Origin of the sequence: Pseudoalteromonas sp. SR45-6 (assembly GCF_014163545.1) — a bacterium.
Classification (GTDB): Bacteria; Pseudomonadota; Gammaproteobacteria; order Enterobacterales; family Alteromonadaceae; genus Pseudoalteromonas; species Pseudoalteromonas rhizosphaerae.
Genome location: NZ_JACJDM010000011.1, coordinates 16,523 through 41,392 on the forward strand (window position 1 = coordinate 16,523; position 24,870 = coordinate 41,392).

General features: G+C 40.8%; 17 protein-coding genes and 2 tRNA genes. 13 read left to right on the plus strand and 6 right to left on the minus strand.

Features of this window, described 5'->3' with window-relative positions; translation table 11 throughout:
- Nucleotide 1: 1 nt before the first annotated feature.
- On the plus strand, nucleotides 2-1,855 hold the full coding sequence (locus tag H5158_RS07375) for a metallophosphatase (protein WP_182739753.1): 1,854 nt from the start codon (nucleotides 2-4) through the stop codon (nucleotides 1,853-1,855).
- Here the strand turns inward: H5158_RS07375 and H5158_RS07380 are convergent.
- Nucleotides 1,852-2,676 (minus strand): polysaccharide deacetylase family protein, encoded by an 825-nt coding sequence (locus tag H5158_RS07380; RefSeq protein ID WP_182739754.1) that lies wholly within the window; start codon nucleotides 2,674-2,676, stop codon nucleotides 1,852-1,854. The two genes, H5158_RS07375 and H5158_RS07380, sit on opposite strands and share 4 nt — an antisense overlap.
- Nucleotides 2,677-3,049: 373 nt before the next feature.
- Complete coding sequence (gene rsmF / locus H5158_RS07385) at nucleotides 3,050-4,486, minus strand: 16S rRNA (cytosine(1407)-C(5))-methyltransferase RsmF (RefSeq protein ID WP_182739776.1); 1,437 nt, start codon at nucleotides 4,484-4,486, stop codon at nucleotides 3,050-3,052.
- A gap of 265 nt (nucleotides 4,487-4,751) precedes the next feature.
- Here rsmF and H5158_RS07390 point away from each other — a divergent pair, with 265 nt between their 5' ends.
- From H5158_RS07390 to H5158_RS07425, 8 genes are all read left to right on the plus strand, one after another.
- Nucleotides 4,752-5,456, plus strand: coding sequence for a GntR family transcriptional regulator (locus H5158_RS07390; RefSeq protein WP_145233596.1), 705 nt, complete (start codon nucleotides 4,752-4,754; stop codon nucleotides 5,454-5,456).
- 71 nt (nucleotides 5,457-5,527) lie between these two features.
- Nucleotides 5,528-6,406 carry a methylisocitrate lyase gene (gene prpB / locus H5158_RS07395; protein ID WP_145233598.1) on the plus strand — a complete coding sequence of 293 codons (879 nt, stop codon included), beginning with the start codon at nucleotides 5,528-5,530 and terminating at the stop codon, nucleotides 6,404-6,406.
- A 25-nt stretch (nucleotides 6,407-6,431) separates the two neighbouring features.
- Entirely contained in the window at nucleotides 6,432-7,556 is a 1,125-nt protein-coding gene (gene prpC / locus H5158_RS07400; protein WP_145233600.1) for a 2-methylcitrate synthase, read from the plus strand.
- Between the two features lie 146 nt (nucleotides 7,557-7,702).
- Nucleotides 7,703-10,309 (plus strand): Fe/S-dependent 2-methylisocitrate dehydratase AcnD, encoded by a 2,607-nt coding sequence (gene acnD, locus H5158_RS07405; protein ID WP_182718740.1) that lies wholly within the window; start codon nucleotides 7,703-7,705, stop codon nucleotides 10,307-10,309.
- An 11-nt stretch (nucleotides 10,310-10,320) separates the two neighbouring features.
- On the plus strand, nucleotides 10,321-11,496 hold the full coding sequence (gene prpF / locus H5158_RS07410) for a 2-methylaconitate cis-trans isomerase PrpF (protein ID WP_182739755.1): 1,176 nt from the start codon (nucleotides 10,321-10,323) through the stop codon (nucleotides 11,494-11,496).
- Nucleotides 11,497-11,928: 432 nt separating this feature from the next.
- Nucleotides 11,929-14,997, plus strand: coding sequence for a hypothetical protein (locus H5158_RS07415; RefSeq protein WP_182739756.1), 3,069 nt, complete (start codon nucleotides 11,929-11,931; stop codon nucleotides 14,995-14,997).
- Between the two features lie 62 nt (nucleotides 14,998-15,059).
- Nucleotides 15,060-16,151 carry a hypothetical protein gene (locus H5158_RS07420; RefSeq protein WP_182739757.1) on the plus strand — a complete coding sequence of 364 codons (1,092 nt, stop codon included), beginning with the start codon at nucleotides 15,060-15,062 and terminating at the stop codon, nucleotides 16,149-16,151.
- 9 nt (nucleotides 16,152-16,160) lie between these two features.
- Entirely contained in the window at nucleotides 16,161-18,041 is a 1,881-nt protein-coding gene (locus H5158_RS07425; protein WP_182739758.1) for a hypothetical protein, read from the plus strand.
- A gap of 43 nt (nucleotides 18,042-18,084) precedes the next feature.
- On the opposite strand, the gene H5158_RS07430 is transcribed toward H5158_RS07425, so the two are convergent.
- Entirely contained in the window at nucleotides 18,085-18,924 is an 840-nt protein-coding gene (locus H5158_RS07430; RefSeq protein ID WP_259398518.1) for an ABC transporter substrate-binding protein, read from the minus strand.
- Nucleotides 18,925-19,466: 542 nt separating this feature from the next.
- On the opposite strand from H5158_RS07430, the gene H5158_RS07435 reads away from it, so the two are divergent.
- The gene (locus H5158_RS07435; protein WP_182739759.1) at nucleotides 19,467-20,954 is read left to right on the plus strand and encodes a SulP family inorganic anion transporter; all 1,488 of its coding nucleotides are present in this window, start codon (nucleotides 19,467-19,469) and stop codon (nucleotides 20,952-20,954) included.
- Between the two features lie 10 nt (nucleotides 20,955-20,964).
- Entirely contained in the window at nucleotides 20,965-21,816 is an 852-nt protein-coding gene (locus H5158_RS07440) for a universal stress protein (RefSeq protein ID WP_182739760.1), read from the plus strand.
- Between the two features lie 58 nt (nucleotides 21,817-21,874).
- On the opposite strand, the gene H5158_RS07445 is transcribed toward H5158_RS07440, so the two are convergent.
- On the minus strand, nucleotides 21,875-22,786 hold the full coding sequence (locus H5158_RS07445) for a LysR family transcriptional regulator (RefSeq protein WP_149982351.1): 912 nt from the start codon (nucleotides 22,784-22,786) through the stop codon (nucleotides 21,875-21,877).
- A 155-nt stretch (nucleotides 22,787-22,941) separates the two neighbouring features.
- Between H5158_RS07445 and H5158_RS07450 the strand changes: the two genes are divergently transcribed.
- Both H5158_RS07450 and H5158_RS07455 read left to right on the plus strand, forming a co-directional pair.
- A complete protein-coding gene (locus H5158_RS07450; RefSeq protein ID WP_182739761.1) occupies nucleotides 22,942-23,409 on the plus strand; it encodes a DoxX family protein in 468 nt (155 codons plus the stop codon).
- Between the two features lie 110 nt (nucleotides 23,410-23,519).
- The gene (locus H5158_RS07455; RefSeq protein ID WP_182739762.1) at nucleotides 23,520-24,335 is read left to right on the plus strand and encodes a class III extradiol ring-cleavage dioxygenase; all 816 of its coding nucleotides are present in this window, start codon (nucleotides 23,520-23,522) and stop codon (nucleotides 24,333-24,335) included.
- Between the two features lie 205 nt (nucleotides 24,336-24,540).
- On the opposite strand, the gene H5158_RS07460 is transcribed toward H5158_RS07455, so the two are convergent.
- Both H5158_RS07460 and H5158_RS07465 read right to left on the minus strand, forming a co-directional pair.
- Nucleotides 24,541-24,617: transfer RNA gene (locus H5158_RS07460), tRNA-Val, on the minus strand.
- A 138-nt stretch (nucleotides 24,618-24,755) separates the two neighbouring features.
- Nucleotides 24,756-24,832 (minus strand) — tRNA-Val (locus tag H5158_RS07465).
- Between the last annotated feature and the right edge of the window lie 38 nt (nucleotides 24,833-24,870).

Below are 24,870 nucleotides of genomic sequence, written 5' to 3' on the forward strand. Positions count from 1 at the left end.
TATGAGCACAGCATCACTTCCTCTATTAATAATGGGGCCGATGGTGCGCCGAGCTGATGCTGCAGAGGTTTGCATACAGTTTGCAACGTCTGTAGCATCACAATTTAGTATTGAATTTGATGATATAGACGTTTTTAGTGAGCAACAGAGCATTGCTTTAGGTACTCATCTTTACTTGCACTTTGTGATCGTAAAACCGATTGCCGCAACATTGCCTGTTAATCAGCTGATCAGCTACCGCCTATTAAACAGCAACTTAGACGTTGATTTAAGTGATTTTTGTTATCAAGGAAAAGCCACCCCTGAATTTGTGATCCCGCAAAAACTTGAGCAGATTTTACATGGCTCATGCCGTAACCCACATCATCCTGCAAAAGATAGCTTAGTGGCTGCGAATGATTTTCAACAGCAAAATCGCAGTGTAAATAAAACCGGGGCGGATGTTTTACTGCTCTCTGGTGATCAAGTGTATGCCGATGATGTTGCTGGTGCGATGTTATTAGCAATTGAACGACTGATCAGCGTATTAGGAATATACCAAGAGCAACCACTGGCAATTGATTTACCTGCACAGTTAAGTGAACAACTTTATCAGCGCCACTTATATTTACCGACGGTCCCTTGGCAAAAACGCAATAAAATAGGGGTTGGCTATTGGCTAAAAAAAGATGAGCCACATTTTTCAAGCTTAAAAGCTGCAAATCACTTGATCTTTTTTGAAGAGTTTATAGCCCTTTATTTACTCAATTTTAGCCCGTTACTGTGGGACTTAATTGACTTTGATAGTATTAGCTATCAAGCAAGCTCGCCCAAATGCCAGCAAGTTTTTGATAATGAAAAAGCAGCTTTAACGGATTTTAAAAATGGCTTAGTACACGTTCAGGTGCTACTGGCAAATATTTCAACGTTAATGATGTTTGACGATCATGATGTTACCGATGATTGGAACTTGACGGCTGGTTGGGAGCAGGTTATTTACCAACATCCAGTTAGTCGCCGTATTGTTAATAATGGCTTGATCAGTTATTGGCTGATGCAAGGCTTTGGCAATGATGCAGGTCATAAAACAGCCGCTTTACTTGATGCGTTTAAGACGAGTTTTTCTGAGCAAAAACAATGGCAATTTAAAGCGTTTGATAAAACTATTCTCGAGTTTAATCATTGGCATTATGAGCTGAATACTGTGCCTAAAGTGGTCGTGCTGGATACCCGCACTCATCGTTGGCGTAATGAGCAAAACTTTAATGAGCCCTCTGGTCTACTTGATTGGGAGCGTCTCACTGAGCTCGAAGACAGTTTAGTGACTCATGAACAAGTGATCATTGTCTCACCCGCACCGGTGTTTGGCGTTAAATCAATTGAAGCTATTCAGTCATTGTTTAATATTTGCGGACAGCCATTATTAGTTGATGTTGAAAACTGGATGGCCCACGAAGGCTCAGCTAAAAAGTTACTGGATACCTTTCGCCGTGACGATACCCCTAAAGAAACGCTTATTTTATCGGGTGATGTACATTACTCATTCTGTTTTTCCGTACAGAAACGCTTTGGTAAGCACCCCAATAGAATTTGGCAACTTACTGCCAGTGGTATTAAAAATGAGTTTCCGCGTAAATTAATTAACGTGCTGGATAAGTTAGACTCGATTTTATACGCGCCGAAAAGCCCGTTAAACTTTTTTACAAAGCGTTGGCAGATGGAAGTCGATAAACATCAAACCATCGGGGAGGGGCAAAAATACTTGGTGAGTGATTCAGCGATTAGTTTGATTGAATTACAACAAGGAAAGCTGGCGCGTTATCAGTTACTCCATCCCGATAATCGCACCACAGAGTTTGATTTAAGCAATGATTAATTTAATGGTTTGCGCTGTTGTTTTACATAGTCGCTAACGTTACTTACTGTATCTAACCAATAACCGTTAGCAGGATCTTTCAGATAAACAAGCAATTGCTCGAGTACTTTTGCGTCAGTGGTATATTGATCTCTGTTACCAATTTCATGGCCCGCTAAAATCAACCAAGCATTATTTTCCCGTAATTGATCCAGCATAGTAATGATTTCATCAAAACTCATTCCGTCGATCCTAAGTCCTGTTAGCTGTGCAAAATCAGTAAAATTAGGATTATTAGCTGACTCATCTAACCAAGTTCGGCCGCTGTCAAAATGTTTAGCGATTAAAGGCACGTAGCTCTTAGTATCAATACCCCGGCCAACAAATGTATTGCCGCACGGATAAGCAAAGGCGCGAGGGGTCACTCCTAAATGATCTTTTAGGTATTGCTGCGCTGATAAAATATCATTTTCAAGCCACTTGAGTGTAGTGTGTTCAAGTGATAAGTCTTGTGCTCTTAACCATTCAAAATTCCCTGTACATACGTGGCTGCTGGTATGATTTGCAATTTCATGGCCCGATTTTACCGCGTCTTGCCACTGAATTAGGCGCTGCTTAACGTTAAAAGGGGAAACATAAAAAGTTGCTTTGACTTGGTGCCTGTTCAAAATCGCAGTGCCAACATCGACTTGGCTGTGACGAGCATCATCAAACGTGATACTCACAGCATTTTGCGCTTTATGCGGGTAATTAAAACCAAGGTATTTTTGCGACTCAGGATTGGCAATAACAGAGAATGACAGTACTGAAATAGTCATGATCAATGAAGATATTTTTAACATGGTAGTCCTTACACTTTCTTAGTCTATATATAGAAACAAGTTATGTGTAATAAAGCAATGATTACCTATGTGACTGAGACTGAATAAATTTCAAGACGATAGCTTATTCATAGAAAAAAAACGCCCAGAACGAATCCGCATTGTTCTGGGCTTAGGGGATGGCTCTAATGAGCCTGCGCTAACTTTAAAACACCTTCTAAGTTCATTAAGGGAGAAGTAGAAAGTAATATTAAGTGTAGTTAACATATGTAAAAAAACCCAATAAATGATGATTTTTTATACTGCTTATAAAACAACTGTTTGTCTTAAAACGAAGCGCAAAGCTTAAATTTTATACATTGATTGTTGCCAACTTATCCACACCTTATTATTATCACCAGCTGATCAGTTGAGTGTTTTGTACTAAATCTCGAGGTAAGGAGTTTTTAATTTTATTTTTTTGCCATTTTCCAAGCCCTATCGGACAGCCACAAAGGGTTAAAACCACTTCGCCAAGTGCGTTGCTAGGTTCGCTTAAACGAATATCTTTACCTTGAAAGTAGTCATTGGCCTGCTCGTTACTTAGCGCAATTACATTAGCCTTACATTGGCCACCAAATACGGTGGCAAATTCGTGGTTAAGACGCACCCCATTTTTGTGGATCATGCCCAGGTGGATACCAAGTCGCGCGTATTTTATTTTGTTTTCAATGGCGGCAAACTGCTCAGGGAATAGCCACAGTTCTTTATCGCGCTGCATTAGTGAGCCGCTGAGTGATGTCAGGTCAAATTGTTTTTTTAGCTCAGTGTAAAATGCTTGGCTGGATTTTTTGTCAAACGGCTGAAAAGGGAATGCACCTTTTTTTACTTTTTGATTTGGATTATCGCAGCTAGCAAGCTTTTTAAACTTAGCAATAAAAAAGCCTTCGCTGTCGAATGTTTGCGGCCAGACATGCAAATAGCCTTCGCTGGTTGTGGCTCGCTCTGCACCTGCAAACAAATGATCTAATGGTTGTATTTCAAGATGTTCTGTAAACTCAGTGAGAAGATATTCGCACACTTGCTGATTTTCGAGCGGGGTTAAAGTACAGGTTGAATAGACTAATGTACCGCCTGGTTTTAATGCATAGAAAGCGCTTTTTATTAAGTTCTTTTGCACTTTGGCAATATCAATGTTTGACTCAATCGACCAATTCTTTAAGGCATCAGCATCTTTTCGAACCGTACCTTCGCCAGAGCATGGGGCATCGAGTAAAATACTGTCAAAGCATTCATACATATAATCGCCAAAAATAGCCCCATCAAAATGCGACAATGCACAATTGCCAACTCCCATACGCTTTAATGTTGCGCTGAGTACTTTTAAACGAGATGACGACAATTCATTGGCAACCAATACCCCGTGATTATTCATTAATGCTGCTAATTGTGAAGTTTTAGAGCCAGGAGCGGATGCCATGTCGAGCACATGAGTTGCATCAGTTAATGCGTCTTTGAGTGCTATTGGTGGCAGCATCGAACTGGCTTCTTGTACATACATAGCGCCACTTAAATGTAGATCCGTGTTACCCAGTGGCAGAGCTTGCTCTTCATGTTCACTGCGCTCTAACCAAAAACCTTCGCTACACCATGGGATTGGGCTTAATGTCCAGCCTCTATCAAGGGCATACTGCTGAAAATCCTCAACCGACATTTTAAGCGTATTGACACGTACAGATTTACGAAGCGGTCTGCGACAGGCATTGAGAAAGTCATCCAATGTTAGGTGTGCAGGTAAATAGGTCTTTACGTCATCTATAAAATGCTGGGGAATATAGGTATTGGCGTCCAAGGTCGTGCTCACAGAGAATTTTAAAGTTGTATTCTAGCATTATTAGTGGCTCAGAGCAGTGCCTTAAATAATCTTTTAAAGTATGCAAACCTGTCGACACTTGGTGCATAAATGTGTGTTTTAAGTGTTTTTAAACATTATTTATTATACTTATGTCGACAATAGCCGTTTTAAAACGCAGTTTTTACTGATTTAGGGTTGACACATTTACAGCTAAAGACCATAGTGTATCCGTAAATTGTCGACAATCTTAGAAAGGTGAACAATGACGCAAGATGCTTTTAGTGAAACACCTATTACTACCGCCTCAGATCAGGTATTTGTGGATATGCGTCGAGAAATTGTCGAAGGCAGTATTGTTCAAGGTAGCAAGATATCCGAGCCAGAACTGGCAAAGCGTTATGGTGTAAGCCGTGCAACGCTTCGTGAAGCGCTTAACCGCCTTGAAAGTTGTTATTTAGTTGAGCGTAAAGCGAATGTGGGTTGTCGTGTTGTGGCACTTACAGCTGAACGTTTAATAGAAGTATATCAAGTTCGCAGTGCGCTTGAAGGTTTAGCGTGTCGTTTAGCTGCCGACAATATGGCACCGGATGAAGTACAAAGTTTAAAGCAATTACTTAATCAGCATCTGAAAACACAACGTGTAAAAGAGGGTGAGTCTTACTATCAAGAAGCCGGCGATCTGGATTTTCATTATCGCATTATTAAAGGCAGTAAAAACGACCACCTTATTCACTTATTGAGTAACGGACTTTATCAGTTAATTCGTATGTATCGTGTGCAAATGGGTATGGTTGGGCCTCGCGTATCAAAAGCGTTTGATGAGCACTTAGCCATTATTAATGCGATTGAAAACCATGATGGGGAATTAGCTGAGTTATTGATGAAGCGCCATATCAGTGCATCGCAAGCCAATATACAAACGAAGTTTAATTTACATGCCGCGCAAAATGAGCGCGCGGAGCAGTAAAAACGTCATATTAAACCATTAAAAAATATAAGTTGTCATAAAGCAACCCCGTTCAAAGTTAGGAGAATGTAATGTCAGCAGGATTAAAATTTAAACAGGCGATTGCCAATAATCATCCATTACAAGTCGTCGGCACAATCAACGCTTACACGGCGATGATGGCTGAAAAAATGGGTCATCAAGCAATTTACCTTTCAGGTGCAGGTGTCGCGAATGCTTCATTTGGTATGCCTGATTTGGGGATGACCAGTCTTGATAATGTTTTGGAAGATATTCGCCGCATCACAGGTGCCAGCGATTTACCATTACTTGTTGATGCCGATACTGGTTGGGGTGGAGCATTTAATATTGCTCGCACAGTCAAAGAGATGACCAAAGCCGGCGCGGCGGGGTTTCATATTGAAGACCAAGTAGCGCAAAAGCGGTGCGGCCATCGCCCGAATAAAGAAATTGTCTCGCAAAGCGAGATGGTTGACCGTATTAAAGCAGCTGTTGATGCTAAAACTGACAGTGACTTTTACATTATGGCGCGTACTGATGCGTTTCAAAAAGAAGGCTTAAATGCCGCGATTGAACGTGCAGCAGCCTGTGTTGAAGCCGGCGCCGATGCGATTTTTGCAGAAGCCGTACACGATCTTGCCGACTATCAAGCCTTTACCAAAGCGATTAATGTGCCTATTTTGGCCAACATTACTGAGTTTGGCCAAACGCCAATTTATACTAAAGAGCAACTAAGTGATGTAGGCGTAGAAATGGTGCTTTACCCACTCAGCGCGTTCAGAGCAATGAATAAAGCGGCACTTAACGTCTATTCAGCAATTTTAAATGAAGGGTCTCAACAGAGCCAAATTGAAAATATGCAAACACGTGCTGAGCTTTATGACTTTTTAGATTATCACTCGTATGAAAATACACTCGATAACCTTTTTTCAGCAAAATCTGATAAATAATAATAAATTCAACAGGAGACACATCATGGTAGATAAAGCATTAGGCGGCGCAGGACTTCGCGGACAAGTAGCAGGCCAAACAGCACTTTGTACAGTAGGGCAAACCGGTTCAGGCTTAACGTATTGTGGTTACGACATTGCAGAGCTTGCTGAAAAAGCGCAGTTTGAAGAAGTATCTTTCCTACTTTCGCGCGGTGAATTACCGACCTCTGCAGAGCTTAGCGAATACAAAGCTAAACTAAAAAGTTTACGTGGTTTACCACCGGCACTGAAAACTGTACTTGAAAACATTCCAAAAGACGCGCACCCAATGGATGTCATGCGTACAGGTTGCTCTATGCTAGGTAACCTTGAAATGGAGCATGACTTTAGTCAGGCTAATGATGCCATTGACCGTATGGTTGCGGTATTCCCAAGCATTATTTGTTACTGGTATCGTTTTACTCACGACGGTGTGCGTATTGAAACACAAACTGATGATGACTCAGTTGGCGCGCATTTTTTAACGCTACTACATGATAAAGCGCCATCAGAGTTATTTGCTCAAGTGATGAATGTATCGCTGATTTTATATGCAGAGCATGAATTTAATGCCTCAACCTTTACTGGTCGCGTTTGTGCATCGACATTATCTGACATTCACTCTTGTGTAACAGGTGCCATTGGCACGTTACGTGGCCCATTACATGGCGGCGCGAATGAAGCGGCAATGGATATGATTGAAGGCTTTAAAGATGCAGACCATGCAGAGCAAGAAATCATGGGCATGCTGGAGCGTAAAGATAAAATTATGGGCTTTGGTCACGCAATCTATCGCGAATCAGATCCACGTAATGTGATCATTAAAAAGTGGTCTGAAAAACTCGCTGCAGAGCTAGGCGACGAGGTACTTTATCCAGTATCAGTGCGCTGTGAAGAAATTATGTGGCGTGAGAAGAAGTTATTTTGTAACGCAGACTTTTTCCATGCATCGGCGTATCACTTTATGGGCATTCCAACTAAGTTATTCACCCCTATTTTTGTTATGAGCCGTGTAACAGGCTGGACCGCACACGTAAAAGAGCAACGCGCTAATAACCGTATTATTCGTCCAAGTGCAGATTACACTGGGCCAGAAGCGCGTAGTTATACGCCAATCGAATCACGTTAAGACTATTAAAGGTGGGCGAAAATACGCTCACCTTTTATTTTTTGCACATTGCCACTAGCGCATAGTTTTTAAGGCCTCTTTTTTCATACATCCCTTAAACACGCTATACGTGTGCGACCACCGTCACCAAATTAGCGAGTCTTGTAATGACTATCATAAACAATACTAAATACAGAAAACCCTTACCTAACTCTAATGTCGATTATTTTGACACCCAAGCTGCAATTGATGAAATTAAGGCTGGTGCGTACGCAGCCTTACCCTATACATCACGTGTTTTAGCAGAGAATTTAGTACGCCGCTGTGAGCCGCAAATGCTAACCGCAGCACTGTCGCAGCTTATCGAACGCAAACAAGATTTAGATTTCCCTTGGTATCCCGCGCGCGTAGTCTGTCACGATATTTTGGGACAAACAGCGCTGGTTGATTTAGCTGGCTTGCGTGATGCCATTGCAGCCAAAGGCGGCGATCCAGCTAAAGTTAACCCAGTAGTACCAACACAGCTGATTGTTGATCACTCATTAGCCGTTGAATACGCAGGGTTTGATCCTGATGCTTTTGAAAAAAACCGCGCTATTGAAGATAGACGTAACGATGACCGTTTCCACTTTATTAATTGGACTAAAACTGCGTTTAAAAATATTGATGTGATCCCTCCGGGTAACGGCATTATGCATCAAATCAACCTTGAGAAAATGTCGCCGGTGATCCAAAGCCGCGATGGGATTGCTTTTCCTGATACCTTAGTCGGTACTGATAGCCACACACCGCATGTTGATGCGTTAGGTGTCATTGCAGTAGGTGTTGGCGGCCTTGAAGCCGAAAGCGTGATGCTTGGCCGCGCCTCTTATATGCGTTTGCCTGATATTATTGGTGTTGAACTCAGTGGCAAACGTCAACCGGGTATTACAGCAACGGATATCGTGCTTGCGATCACTGAGTTTTTACGTGGCCAGCGTGTCGTATCAAGCTATTTAGAGTTTTATGGTGAAGGCGCAGATGCATTGACATTAGGCGATCGCGCTACTATCTCAAATATGACACCAGAATTTGGTGCCACCGCAGCGATGTTTTATATCGACCAGATGACCATTGATTACTTACGCCTAACAGGACGTGAAGAAGAGCAAATTGCCTTAGTTGAAAATTACGCAAAAACTACCGGTCTGTGGAGCGACAGCCTAAAAACAGCGCAGTACGATCGGGTATTAAAATTTGATCTATCAAGCGTTGGCCGCAATATTGCTGGACCGTCAAATCCGCATCGCCGTGTTTCAACCAGTGATTTGGCAGTGCAGGGGATCTCTGGGGTTGTTGAAAATGAAGACGGTTTAATGCCGGACGGTGCCTGTATTATTGCTGCTATCACTAGTTGTACGAATACCAGTAATCCACGTAACGTCATTGCAGCTGGTCTTATTGCGCGTAATGCAAATGCGAAGGGCTTAACTCGCAAGCCATGGGTTAAAACCTCATTAGCACCGGGTTCAAAAACAGTGCAATCGTATCTTGAAGATGCCAAATTACTGTCAGAATTAGAGCAACTTGGTTTTGGTATTGTTGGCTTTGCGTGCACTACCTGCAACGGTATGAGTGGCGCGCTTGATCCCGTTATTCAACAAGAAGTGATTGATCGCGACCTATACGCCACGGCAGTGCTCTCTGGTAATCGTAATTTTGATGGCCGTATTCACCCATACGCTAAGCAAGCATTTTTAGCGTCTCCGCCATTAGTAGTTGCCTATGCCATTGCAGGAACTATTCGTTTTGATATTGAAAAAGACGTACTCGGACAAGACCTGCAGGGCAATGACGTAACCTTAAAAGATATTTGGCCATCAGATGAAGAGATTGATGCAGTGATTAAACAAAGCGTAAAACCTGAGCAGTATAAGAAGGTTTACGAGCCGATGTTTAATTTAACCGTTGATTACGGTGAAGATAACGACCCACTTTACGATTGGCGCCCACAAAGTACTTATATTCGCCGCCCGCCATATTGGGAAGGCGCACTCGCTGGTGAGCGTACCATGAAAGGTATGCGCGCATTAGCGGTACTTGGCGATAACATCACAACTGATCATTTATCACCGTCAAATGCAATTATGGCCAGTAGTGCAGCAGGTGAGTACTTAACGCATATGGGTGTGCCAGAAGAAGACTTTAACTCGTATGCAACGCACCGCGGCGACCATTTAACTGCACAACGTGCAACCTTTGCTAATCCTAAATTACTTAATGAAATGGTGATTGAAAATGGCGAAGTGAAACAAGGCTCATATGCCCGTATTGAGCCTGAGGGCACAGTTACTCGGATGTGGGAAGCAATCGAAACCTATATGCAGCGCAAACAACCATTAATTATTGTTGCAGGAGCTGACTATGGCCAAGGTTCTTCTCGTGATTGGGCAGCCAAAGGCGTGCGTTTAGCAGGCGTTGAAGTTATTGCTGCAGAAGGTTTTGAGCGTATACACCGTACTAACTTAATTGGTATGGGGGTATTACCGCTGGAATTTAAAGCGGGCACCACCCGTAAAACGCTTAAGCTAGATGGTAGTGAAAGTTACGATGTAACTGGTGAATTAACACCAGGTGCGAGCGTTAATTTAACGATTACCCGCACTGATGGTGAAGTATTAAATGTGCCAACAAAGTGCCGTATTGATACTCAAGAAGAACTATCCATTTATGCTGCAGGTGGCGTATTACAACGCTTTGCTCAAGACTTTTTAGAAGCCACGCAAAGTGTATAAGGAAAACAGCTATGACATTTAAACCACAAATTAAAGTACCTGCCACCTACATGCGCGGTGGCACTAGTAAAGGGGTATTCTTTAATCTCAGCGATTTACCAGAGGCTGCACAAGTGGCAGGTTCTGTGCGAGATAATTTATTGCTGCGAGTGATTGGTAGCCCAGATCCATATGGCAAACAAACCGATGGTATGGGGGGGGCTACTTCTAGTACCAGTAAAACCGTTATTTTAAGTAAAAGTGAGCAAGCTGATCACGATGTTGATTACTTATTTGGCCAAGTTGCTATTGATAAAGCGTTTGTTGATTGGAGCGGAAACTGCGGCAATTTAACTTCTGCAGTTGGCGCATTTGCAATTAGTAATGGTCTTGTTGATGCTAGCCGTATTCCAGAAAACGGTGTGGCTATAGTGCGAGTTTGGCAAGCTAATATTAAAAAAAGCATTTTAGTGCATGTGCCAATGACCAACGGTGAAGTACAAGAAACGGGTGACTTTGAACTCGACGGGGTGACATTTCCCGCCGCTGAGGTGAAATTAGAGTTCATTGAGCCAGCGGATGGCGATGGAGCGCTATTTCCAACAGGCAATGTGGTCGATGAACTAGCAGTCCCTGAGTTTGGTGTACTTAGAGCCACTATGATCAACGCGGGTATCCCTACTATTTTTGTTAATGCAGCAGATATCGGCTATACCGGCACTGAACTTCAAGATGATATAAATAATGACGAACAAGCATTAGCTAAGCTTGAGTCTATTAGAGCGCATGGGGCAGTTAAAATGGGCTTGATCGCTCATATTAGTGAGGCGGCAGCGCGTCAACATACACCAAAAGTGGCATTTATTAATAAACCAATGACATACCTAGCTTCAAGCGGTAAAGAAATTCACAGTGATAATATCAACCTACTGGTACGTGCCATGTCGATGGGGAAACTTCATCATGCCATGATGGGTACTGCCGCTGTTGCAATCGGCACCGCAGCTGCGATAGCAGGATCGCTCGTTAATCTTGCAGCTGGTGGCGGTCAGTTGAGCGAAGTTAACTTTGGTCATCCGTCAGGTACATTAACTGTAGGCGCGCAAGCGATACTTCAAAACGGTAAGTGGCAGTTAACCAAGGCCAGTATGAGTCGCAGTGCTCGTGTGCTAATGGAAGGCGTTGTCCGAGTACCTGAGGCGAATTAATTAATGTAAGAAAACGAAAAGTGACTGCTAAGTTACTTTTCCTCTCTTATTTATGTGAATGAATGTAAATGGATTTGCATTATTTTATATCTTTCGGTTAACATTTCATCTCTTATCTGTTCCCCAATCAATTAAAAAACAAATGAAAAATAATTAAGAACTTGTTTTTAAATGTTTTTATTTTTTATTTTCTTACTGGATATATAAATTCTTTGAGCCTGTCAGTTGATTATTTACAGGTGTAATTAAAATTACATTTTTCCATAAATTGTCATATATTGGTGGTAAGTTGATAACATGTAATAACAAAGTAGCTTATTGCGTTAACTTGATACGGTTTGATACATAATTTTAACTTAAATGACTGTTGATATTAATATAGGCTACGATTTCAGTAATGCTATTTGCTAACAAGCACTCAAGGAGATTTTCATGGCGAAAAGAATAATTAAATTTACCCCAATTGCAGCCTCGGTTGCATTGACTCTCGGCCTAACTGGTTGTGGTTCAGATAATGATAATAACTATAACAAGCCTGACCCAGTTACAGTATATAAAGGCGAAGTCAGCACTAATTTTAATACCCAAGTATCTGGAAAAGCGGTAAAAGGTTCGTTAAAAAATGCTGTAGTGACAGTATCTACAGTCGATGACTCGGGTGAACCTGTTCCCGTTGCGTATCGTTTAGAGGCTGCGTCTGATGCAAGCTATACTGCAGAATCGACGACTTCTCAAGCTGATGCTGATGCCAAAGCACAGGCAATGGTTGCGGCAGCTAATCCAACTGAGACAATGACATCAATCACGGGTGCCTATAATATTTACCTTGAAGACGGCTTTACGGGAGCACTTTATATTACGGTGAGTACGTCGAAAGAAGATGATGACAGTATGGTTAAATGTGATTCATTTACTGGTTGTGGCAGCTATGATGAAGCCCCAGCAGCATCTGAAGACGCTGGGATGATAAATAATGGTGATACTGCGATTGATTTTGGCGAATGGTACAAAGACGATCTTGAACTACAGGTTGTTAAGTTTATTAAAGCGCCACTAGCGCCTGCAAGTGCTCGTGGTATTAATTTTGCGGAAGGTGATGGGAGTGGTGCACAGCAGTACTTTGCTAATGTGACTCTTTATACAAGTATTGCAGCAAAAATATTGTTAGATGGCGCTAAAGATGGTTCAACAGTCTCCGATGAAGCAGTTGCAGCGGCAAGTTTAAAAACATTAATTCAAATATTAGGCCCTGATACCGCAATTAAAGCAGCTTCTTTACTTGGTGATATTTCTCTTGGTGGTGCGGTTGACTTCAGTGATATTGGCGAAGGTGATTCACTGGATGCAGGTACTTTGGCATTAGTTCAAACTGCCGTTTCATTGCAGTCTGTTGCTGGGGCGGGTGTCAATGGCTCATTAAAAGACCTGATTGCAAGTTTGTCTGCCGCGGTTAAAGAAGGCAAAGTAAGCAACAGTGACAATGAAATTGTCCAAAAGATTGCAGCTGAACTACAAAAAGCCGTTGAGAATACTAGCCTTATTTTTGCCGCAGTAGTAACAGGTGAAGGCATTGATGAAGCATTTACTAAAGTTGCTGAAAACTTAGGTATTACCGATCCTGATGAGATTGCAAAACTCAAAGATAAAGCCACTAAAGCTGTTGAAGATGTGCAAGCAAAAGCAAAAGAAAAAGGCTTAGATAAAGATTTAAATGAAACCGCAAAAGAAGTAAAAAAAGCATTAGAGAAGATTGGCTGTGAAGATAACTGTGATGCTGGTGATGACTTTGTAGCTAAAGTAGCTGCAGAATTAGAATCACAAATAACAACTATCACTAGCGCATTAGCAACTGCTACAACTTCCGTTTCTAAGGGCGTGACTGAACTCAATACAGTTAAAGAATTGGGGGATGCAGGTTTAGATACAACGGATAAAGTACTCGCTTATAGTTCAGCAGTATTCACTTTATCGGGTAATAAAGTAGCGTATAGCCAATTGCAAGTAGAGCTTTCTGCTGCGCTTAATTCAGCCACTTCAATTGCCAGCACTGCCGCAGGTTTAGGGGATGAATATCAGCAACTAACAGATAAATCAGATGTGTTAGTCAATGCCATAACAGCACAACTTTCTGCCGTTGTTACGTTAATTGAAGGTATTGCAGAAGAAGAAGCACGTTCTAATGAGGCTGTAGCAGCATTTGAATTAGCACTAGATGTTGCCAAAAATAATGCTAGTGTTGCCAATACCTCACTAGGTTCAGCTGATTCAGCTGCAATGGTTGCTCAAGCCGATTTATCGACGGCTATGATGGCTGTTGATGCAGCAATGCTTGATACAAAAGAAAATGCTGTAGCTGCTCTTGCATCAGCACAATCTGCAATTATCCAGGCTATGGCTCTTAGTACTAAAGCAGATGAACTTGCCAGTGCTGCTGACCAAGCTGAAACTGCTGCTGCATCGTTAGCGGCGATTGCTTCCGAAGAAATTGATAAAACAATGGCCGCTGAATTATCAGCAGCTGCAAAATTAAGTACTGCGTTTGCAACTGAACTTGCAGATAAAGCCGCTACTGCTCTTACAACAGCTACAACTCTTGAAACAAATGCTAAATCCACAATTGCTAAGTTTGAGCTGTTAGTTAAGGTAAAAGCAGGAACAGAACAAGCGCGTAGTGCTACGCTTATAACTAAAACTGGTGGCCAAGCTTTATTTGATATTTCAGAAGTAATCTACGACGTATTGACTGAAGCATGGGATTATGGCGATGAAGGAGTTGATGTGGTTTCAACTCGCTATCCAGCTTGGACTTACAGTTTTGATAAAGATGATTTAGAGCTGGATCTTATGAATACAGTAACAGGCGAAAAGGTTACTGTGAATGGCTCCATCAACAACAAAGCGCTTATTTTTGCTTTTGGTGGTATGATAAAAAGCGAAGATGGTGCGGTTATTAAAATCGAAACACTAGCTAACATGAGTAATGCTTTAGAAGATTGTGTTGATGCTTACTATGGCGTAATCTCAACAGAGCAATCAGACTCATGTTTAGCAATTGACTTTGAGGAAGAAGTTAACTCAGATACGGCTATTGATGGAACTGTATTGGCTGTAAATGGTTGGAGCAGAGTCGAAATAATTGATGGTGATTCTGGTTTTGTGGGTACACTTTCATTAGCAGGAACCGACTCTTCTAGTATAGCTGCAATTACGGCTTCAGGATTAACTTCAGGCCTTAACTTTACCGCAACTATTTCTATTGATGGTAACTATCAAGAAGACCTTTACGGATTAGAAATTCAATTACATAATGGGTTTGGTTACGAGTTGTTCATTGGCGCTCGAGATGGTGAAGATTTCTCTGGGTCTGTTAATGCTAATTTCAATAATATGATTACGGAATTCGGACAGGTTACAGAAATAACAAATGGTATATCTGTTAAATATTATGATGGCGAAGTCATCGATTACACAGATATTACTTTCTTAGATTCGTCTAAGTAAAAGTAACTTTAAGAGGGAGAGTACTCTCCCTCTTAGCTAAAATAATAACAAGTGAAATAAGTATGAAAAAAAAAATTCTCACGTTAGGATTTTCCGCTTTTTTAATTACCCCTATTAGTTACGCTGCAGAGCAGTTTCAAGTCTTTACCACATTCGATTCAGAAGTGTACACAGAGACCCAACCAGTTAAAGCATTTATAGATGATTTTGATGCTCCATTAACATCCGGTGATAGCGCCTTTACTTATAATGTTTTTGAGTTTGGTGTTGGCTATGGAAATTTTAAAGTCGGTTATCAAAGCCGCTTTGATTATGTTTTAAGCTTTGATGCGGATACCGCGCGTTATTTGCATACTGAAAAAAATGACCTGCCTTTTGAAGATAGAAATTATGTTTATTACCTAGACGGTAAGCAATCAACCACCAATGGGTTGTTTGTTTCATATGATTTCAAATTTTTAGACTCTGACGCATTAACAATAACGCCTAAATTAACGGTTTTTGCTAGTACGCATTTTCAAGATCTGAAAGTCGAAGGCACAGTCTATAGTGATGAGATCCAAGGCGCATTAACAGTCGACTCTTATTTTTCGAAAGATATTTTATTTAAGCGATTTACTCCAGATGAGAACCCATCCGGCTTAGGGTACAGCGTTGATTTAGCGGTTAATTGGAAAATAAACCATGATTTAAGCGTTGGGCTACTTGCACAAGACTTACTGTATGAAACTGAGTATGAAAAAAGCGGTTTTGCAAATGGTTATACAACAGAGGTCCCGTTTACTGAAAACGATGATGGGGATATTGTCACTGAGCCAACAGTACGCTTAGCAACGTCTGAGTATGGCAACGAAGTCACGCATAAATTTGATATGCCGGTGCGTATCAAAGTTTATGCAGATTATCGCATTAACGATTTGTTTTCTACTGAGCTGATGGTTAAACAATTTGATCAAGATACGTTTTCTCAATTAAAAGCACGCATGCACTTTTGGGATCATTGGGCAGTAATTGGTGGTTATGAAATAAAAAGTGAAGCATTTTTGCTTGGTATCGAGAACGATTATTTTGGTTTCAATATACAGACTGATAATCTCGATATTGATAAAGCGTATTATGCCAATGTAAATTGGTACCTGAAGTTAGCGTTTTAAGGACTTGTGATGTTTAAAAAACTTATATCAGTTAGTTTACTTATGTCATTAGTTGGTTGTGGTGGCTCATCAGATAATGGCACAGCAGACACTTTACCGGCCATGCTGGAAACGTCTTCTACGGTAAGCTTTTATATTGCTCCTTGGCAATCCACTGCGGGTACATTAACGATCATAAATGATAACACGGGCTCTATAGAAAATATTGACGTTGCAGATATTAACGATGTTACTTTATCAGCCACAACTTTAAATTTTCATCATGTTGAATTTACCTCAAATGCAACGACGTTAACATGTCCAAGTTTTGCAGGTTGTGGTCGCACAGTGAGAAATAATCCGAATGATGGGAATGCCAATCGTCGTATTGATTATCAAGAAGTGATGGATATGACATTAAGTTATCGTGCTGATTTTTTTGCAGCTCCGGGCGAAAATAAGGTCTATTTATCACCGATCAGCTCAGTGATTAGCGACAATAACTTAGACATAAGCATAACCACGCAGAGCTTGAGTGCGACACCTTTTTATCACCTTACTCACAGCCAACTAAATGACAACCTTGAAGCTGAGGTACTTACTAATGCACTGACTTTTGGTGTGATCTTAAAAAGAGCTGCGGATATCGAGGCGAGCTTAAATACAGCCAATAATACGGTGGTAGAACAACAGGCCCAGTTAGCAAGTTTGCCACTTTATCGTACTTTTGCAGATCGCTATGTGTCAGAGAATTTACTTAATGAAGATGGTAATCAATTATTGCAATCCGTCGTTGGAGAGGTCAAACAACAGCTCATTATGATTGGGAGTGCTAGCAATATTTCGCCACAAGAACGAGATGAAGAGCAATTACACTCTCGTGAGTTACTCGAAGATGTGCGTAATATAATAGGTGTGGCACGCTTACAAGAGCAAACGTACAGTGATGAGCTCAAACAAAAGCTGACTGAATTTGAAACAATATTAGGCGAAGACTCGCAACAAGCTATTATCGTTTTAGGGAATGTGCTTTATGACGTGCTCTATAATTTTTCGCCATTAAATAATACCGACGCAGGAGTTTATAATTTACAGGGACTGACAATAAACTACCAACAATCCCCTTATTCTTGGGCTATTAGTGGCCAGTATGATGATCATGACGTACAACTAGATTTGAATATTCCACAATGGCAAGTAAGTGGACTGTTGGGTAATAAAGTCTCCGGTATTATGAGTGCTAAAGTGATAGGCCAAGATACTCAACTAAACGCCGATGTGAGTGATTTAGTGCTGTCGTTTGATGGTACTGACGATCCATTTTCAAATGATCAAAGTGAAACAACCGGGCAGCTGAATATAGAGACAACGGTATCATTAGAAAACGCCAATAGCGGTGTGTTAACAGGTGACATAAAGCTAAACGCCGATCGCTTCGTTACTCCTTTTGAAGAGCTTGTGACAGTGGTATCTGGTTTTGACTTTAAAGGTCAGCTTGTTAGTGAAAATCAAACGACACAGTTTAACTTACAAGCAATCGAAGCAACGCCATTTATAAATGAAGCTACACAGAATCTTGCATTTGCTGTGCAATTGATAACGCCATTAAATGGCGCACCGGATTTTCAGTTTGCTTATGTTGGTCGTTTGAATCGTTTAGCTGATATTACCAATGCAGAGATTGCCTTACGGCTAAAGAATAGAGCACTTGAAATTAACTTACGTACAGTAGGCAATAATATTAATGCTGTGATCCACGGTGCTCAAGGTCGCTGGTTAGATGTTAAGCAAAAAGGTCGCAACTACAGTGGTGGATTATATTTTGGCGATACACAAATCGCAGATGTAACAGCGGTAAGAGGGGTGCCTGGTATATTATTTCCTGATGGGACATTTGAGTCGTTGTTTTAGTAGTATAAAGGCGCTTATTTGCTAATATTTAAGCGCTTTACTATTATCGGCTACACTGTTGCTTATTTTTTTCGATATAGGCTAAAAGTGTTCTTTGCTCTTTCATTTTACTTATCTCGTTATTGAGATCGGCTAAAATTTCCTGCCACTGTGGATTTGCTTTACTTACCATGTAATACAATGGTTTGTAAGCGAGAGCAGGGGATAATGGAACCAGAGCGTTTTTCATTTGTTGCTTTTCTTTTGCTGAAGCGACAGATTTTTCAATACTGGCAATTAACACATCATAATCGGCTACAATCAGGTTGACTCTCAGGCTCATTAGTAAATGAATTAGCTGATACTCATTATTGGCAATAATGGTATTAATTTTTTTTGAATCAATCAGCTCATCGAGTTCAGGGGTGTTTTTATATGATCGGACCACACCAATAATTTGATCTTTTATTGACTCTAAACTGCCGTTATAGTTTGAGTTATTACCTCTGAGTGCGATCAGTGACAAATTACCACCAGGAACCGCTGAGGATAAAGCCAGTAAATCATTGCGTGTTTTACTCGGCCTATTATCTGACATAATGGCATCATCAATAAAATACTCGGGAAATAAAATATCCGCTTTTCCTAACTCGGCTGCTCTAACCGCTCTCGCCCATGGAAAAAATTCAATATGCACACCATAGCCTTTTTGCAGCAACAGTTTAACGGTTAATTGAAACAGCCAGCCATTGTTGCACAATGATTCATCGATATAAGGAGCCCAATTTAACGTGACTAGTTTTAAAAGCCTTTTGCCACCAATGTTATAGGCATAACCATATTCATATCGTACTGCTGGCGCAATGATTGTTTGCTTACCCACTTGGTAACTAACAGGGGTCATAGTTGCCTGTGTGAACCCGCAAAATAACAATAAAAAGACTAAGTACTTTTTCATTTATTTGATAAGTTTTCGTAATTATTACTAAAGCTTAGTCGCATATATGCATTTAACAACTTAAAAAGACGATAACTAAAATGCATTGGCAATGTTTATCGTTGCAGCCGTTTGAAAAGGAACGGGTAAATGATGGCATGTTTTTTATGTGTTTTTATTGGCAAGGTAAGGAGTAACAGCAGCTATCAGCGCCTACACAAAAGTTACTTGGCTTGCTTAAAAATACGTTAGATGCAAGAATAAAGACGATAATTTATTCATTCTACATAAGGAACAATGTTTTGCGTTTAACGCCGCCCTAAGTTATTCCTCCTCTAAATCACCGCTGCGTGATACCTATATACCAAACATTGGTAGGCATTTATGTGCCGTTTTAATAAATAAAAAAACATTAATGAAAATGCGGTTGTCATCGTTTAGTAAAGCATTGTCGGTGTTTTATTGACTGCTGTATGCGCGTTAATGTTAACTACATGACAAGGTTTTTTATGTTAGAAAAAATAAAACGAGATTGGCTTTTTAACATCCGAGGGGACTTATTAGCAGGTACTGTGGTGGCGCTTGCGCTAATACCAGAAGCGATTGCTTTTTCTATTATAGCGGGCGTGGATCCTAAAGTCGGTTTGTATGCTTCATTTTGTATTGCCGTGGTTATTTCGATAGTGGGTGGACGACCAGGGATGATTTCTGCTGCTACTGGCGCTATGGCTTTACTGATGGTTACCTTAGTTAAAGAGCATGGTTTAGAATACCTTTTGGCGGCGACATTACTCACCGGTGTGATACAAATTATTGCAGGCTATTTAAAACTGGGGAGTTTAATGCGCTTTGTGTCTCGCTCCGTGGTTACAGGCTTTGTAAATGCGTTGGCAATTCTTATCTTTATGGCACAGCTGCCGGAGCTGACGAATGTAACATGGCATGTCTATGCGATGACGGCTGCGGGTCTTGGGATCATTTATTTATTCCCTTACTTACCGGTGATAGGCAGAACAATTCCATCACCACTAGTGTGTATCGTGGTTTTAACTTTGGTTGCAATGTTGGTAGGACTTGAGATTCGAACTGTTGGCGATATGGGCCAGTTACCAGATACCTTACCAATATTTTTATGGCCTGATGTGCCTTTCAACCTCGACACACTGCTAATAATTCTTCCTTATTCATTTGGCCTTGCTGTCGTTGGTTTATTGGAGTCGATGATGACAGCGACAATTGTTGACGACTTAACCGATACCGCTAGTGATAAAAATCGTGAATGTAAAGGTCAAGGGATCGCGAACATAGGTTCAGGTTTAATGGGAGGAATGGCCGGCTGTGCGATGATTGGCCAGTCGATCATTAATGTAAAATCAGGGGGCCGTGGCCGCTTATCAAGTTTTACCGCGGGTACTTTTCTGCTGCTTATGGTGGTGTTTTTAGATGAATGGCTAAAGCAAATCCCAATGGCGGCATTGGTTGCCGTGATGATAATGGTGTCGATTGGCACCTTTTCTTGGAGTTCACTGCGAGATTTAAAGAAAAACCCATTATCAAGTAGCATCGTAATGGTTGCCACGGTCGTTGTTGTTGTCGCAACGCATAACTTGGCCATGGGAGTATTGGTTGGTGTGCTATTGGCGACACTATTCTTCGCCAATAAAATTGGTCGTTTTATGGTTGTAAAGCCAGCGCAATCATCGGCTAATGAACGAGTATATCAGGTTGTTGGACAGGTGTTTTTTGCATCCTCAGAGCAGTTTATTGAGTCGTTTGACTTTAAAGAGGTCGTTGCTAAAGTAGTGATTGACTTAACCCATTCGCATTTTTGGGATATTACGGCAGTGTCGTCGCTTGATAAAGTTGTAATTAAATTTAGACGCGAAGGTGCAGAGGTCGAGATTATTGGTATGAGCGACGCGACAGCAACGATTGTTGACAAATTTGGCGTTCACAATGACCCTGAAGAAGTTGAAAAACTCATGGCAGGCCATTAAGGAGAACACAATGAATAAAATTATTACTTGTATAGATGGCTCAGTTTACACAGATGATGTGTGTAAGGCGGGGATTTGGGCGGCCAAGAAACTTAATAAATCGATGCTATTTTTGCATGCCATAGAAAAACAAAACGCAGCTGTGATTGACGACTTAAGTGGCATAATTGGTTTTGGTGCAACTACAGCATTATTATCAGAGATGGCGACACTGGATGAGCAACGCAGTAAATTAGCATTGCAAATAGGCAAAGAAATGTTAGAGCACGCGATTGTATTTGCTAGCCAACAAGGGTGTAAGTCAATTGAAAGTAAGCAGCGCCATAGCGGTATTGTTGAGGCAATTTGCGACCTTGAAGATGCAGCGCGACTGATTGTTATTGGCCGAAGCGGTAAAACTCACGAACAGAATTTTAAAGCTATTGGGTCGCATATTGAGCAGGTTATTCGCCATGTTCATACACCTATTTTAATTGCCAATCGTCACTTTAGTGAGCCGAACAACTTTATGCTTGCTTATGATGGACGAGAAACAGCAGATAAAATGGTTAAACAGATTATTGCTGGTGGCTTGTTGCATCATTTAACGTGTCATTTGGTGACTGTAGAAAATGGCAAACATGATTTGTTGGAAAAATTTAAACGCACCGAAGCGTTGCTTATTGAAAGTGGTTTTGAAGTCAAATCAAGTATTTTAGAAGGTAATATTTTTAGTTCTTTAATGGCATATAAAGCTAAAAATGAAATAGAAATGCTGGTGATGGGGGCCTTTTCGCATTCAAAAATAGCACATGCTTTTTTGGGCAGTAATACCCTAAAAATGATAGAAAACACCCAACTGCCGCTGGTGATTTTGCGTTAATTTTAGGTGAGTCAAAACGCAGTTTAATTATGCTTACACTGCGGTTTGGCTTTACTGATTAAACGATTGCTTTGTCCCAATATGGCGGCGTACCATAGTATCCGTTAATAAAATCAATAAAACACCTGATTTTATGTGGTAGTAATTTTCGGTGGGCATAAACAACATATAAACCAACAGCTCCCGTTGCAAATTGAGGTAAAACTTCGATCAACTTGCCACTATTAATGGCTTCACTGGCGATAAATGTAGGCTGTAATGCGATCCCTGCACCGGCGATAGCACAATCAACTAATACATCCCCATTATTACTTTGAAACTCGCTACTACGTTGCGTGTTTTTTACCCGTAACCACTGATATATTTCGTCTTTAGTATCCATTTCTGTATAGCTATAATGCAAGTATCGGTGGTTTTTTAGATCTTCAGGTTTTTCAGGAGTACCATGTTTTTCAAGGTAGTCAGGTGAGGCACATAAAATTAATCTAATGGGCGCGACCTGCTTGGCAATCAAAGACGAACTTTTGAGTCGACCAATACGCAGTGCTACATCATAACCTTCATCAACAATGTCAACTTTGCGGTCGTTCAGTTGCAAATCAACATTAACAAAAGGGTAATGTGATTGGAACTCAGTCACTAATTTACCCATGTGTTTTAACGCGAACGACACCGGAGCACTTATTCTCAGAGTTCCGGTTGGGTGCTGCTGTAAGCCCCCTAATTGTGAATCCATTTCATCAATGCTTAACAATATCTGTTGCGCATGCTGAAAATAATGAGTGCCAGCTTCAGTGAGGCTCACTTTACGGGTAGTGCGATTAAGTAACCGTACAGCAAGGCGTTCTTCTAGTTTAGAAACGTACTTACTAACCAATTGTGGTGAAAGTTGTAAGGTTGTTGCTGCATTGCTAAAACTACCTTCGATCACCACAGATACAAAGGCCCGCATTGCATCAATTCTATCCATAATTTTTCTCATATTTAAATTGATTAACAACATTTTGTTGTTAATCATTCTTTATTTGTCATCTTACTCCGCCATGACATTGATAGTAAAGTGTACTTATCCCAACAGGGTCTAATTAAAACGTAAATAAATACTTTGCTAAAGAGGAACAAATAATGAAACTAATAAACACGATACTAAAATCAGATGCAGGACTTGCCGCTTTACTACTTCGCGCGCCAATTGGTTTGATTTTAGCTGCACATGGATCACAAAAATTGTTTGCTTGGTTTGGTGGTTATGGTCTGGAAGGAACAGGTCAATGGATGGCGAGTATCGGTATTACTCCAGGTTATTTAATGGCATTACTCGCAGGCAGTGCTGAATTTTTTGGCGGTTTAGCATTATTACTTGGGTTATTGACGCGTCCTGCTGCACTTATTTCAGCATTTACCATGCTAGTGGCTATTTTTTCAGTACATATAGACAATGGCTTGTTTATGGCAAATAACGGCTACGAATATGCACTGACACTGTTTGTAGTACTGATTGCGCTAACATTACAAGGTGGTGGTCGTTTTAGTATTGATAACTTTATAGCGAATAAATTAACGTCTAGGCAGTTACAGTCCAAGCATGTTTAATCACTATTATGAAATGACGTGGATTACGGATAAATCCGCGTCTTAGCTTTGCGTTAGTTTAACTATCAAGGTTTACTTGCTCATGTTAAGTGAGCTTGTTTGGAGTAACTATGAATAATGTAGACATTGCATTTATCTCTCATGGTGGCGGCCCAATGCCACTGTTAAATGAATCAAACCATACACAATTGGTTGCTTATTTAAAATCACTTGCAAGCACGCTAAAAAAACCAAGTGCCATTTTATTAATTAGCGCTCATTGGGAAGAGTCAGTAGCGACTATTACTGCCAATGCAGCACCGGGGATGATTTACGATTATTATGGTTTTCCGCCAGCTGCCTATCAAGTGCAATACCCAAGTCAGGGAGAGCCCAAGTTAGCTGAAAAAGTACAACAAGTGTTACAACATGCTGGTATTGAAGCGAAGTTAGATCATCATCGCGGTTACGATCATGGTTTGTATGTGCCTTTAACATTAATGTACCCAGCAGCCGATATACCCGCGATTCAACTATCACTAGTGAATAACTTAGATGCTGCACAGCACTTAGCAATCGGTAAAGCGTTGCAATCTTTGGATTATGAAAACTTATTAGTTATTGGCTCTGGTTTTTCGTTTCATAACATGCAGGCATTTTTCGCGCAGGATAATCAGCAGAGCCAAATCAATAACCACGAATTTGAACAGTGGCTACGATCGACCTTAAGTGATAACACCTTGCCTGAACCAAAGCGTAATTTAATGATGCAAAACTGGCATAAAGCGCCTCATGCACGTTATTGTCATCCGCGAGAAGAGCATCTATTACCACTACATGTATGCTATGGCTTAGCTGGCAGAGCAAGTGATGAATATGAAAATGTTACTATTTTCAATAAGCAATCAAGCGCATTTGTATGGCGAAGGAAAGAGCAGGGTATTTAATATTTGAATCATTGATCTTCTGTGTAGAGTCAAATCGTGGCGGGCATTTTTTAATTTATTTATTCAGAATTGATACGACTGAGTGGATTCGAACCACAGACCTGTGGACCGGGTGATCAAGAGTGGGTAGTGCTCTAATCAGCTGAGTTGTAGTTTACTTAAGATTTATAAAGTAGGTTAGGCTGATTTTTGTTTTTACTTGAATTGGTACGACTGAGTGGATTCGAACCACCGACCCCTACCATGTCAAGGTAGTGCTCTAACCAACTGAGCTACAGTCGTACAATATATTTGAATGGGACTTTTACTTAAATTTGGTACGACCGAGTGGATTCGAACTACTGTCCTCAGGACCGGGTGATCAAGAGTGGGTAGTGCTTTTTCTTACAATAGTACTTTTATTTAAAATTTACTTAAATTTGGTACGACCGAGTGGATTCGAACCACCGACCCCTACCATGTCAAGGTAGTGCTCTAACCAACTGAGCTACGGTCGTATCATAAATTTAAGTTGTGCTAATTGCTTAACAACGGT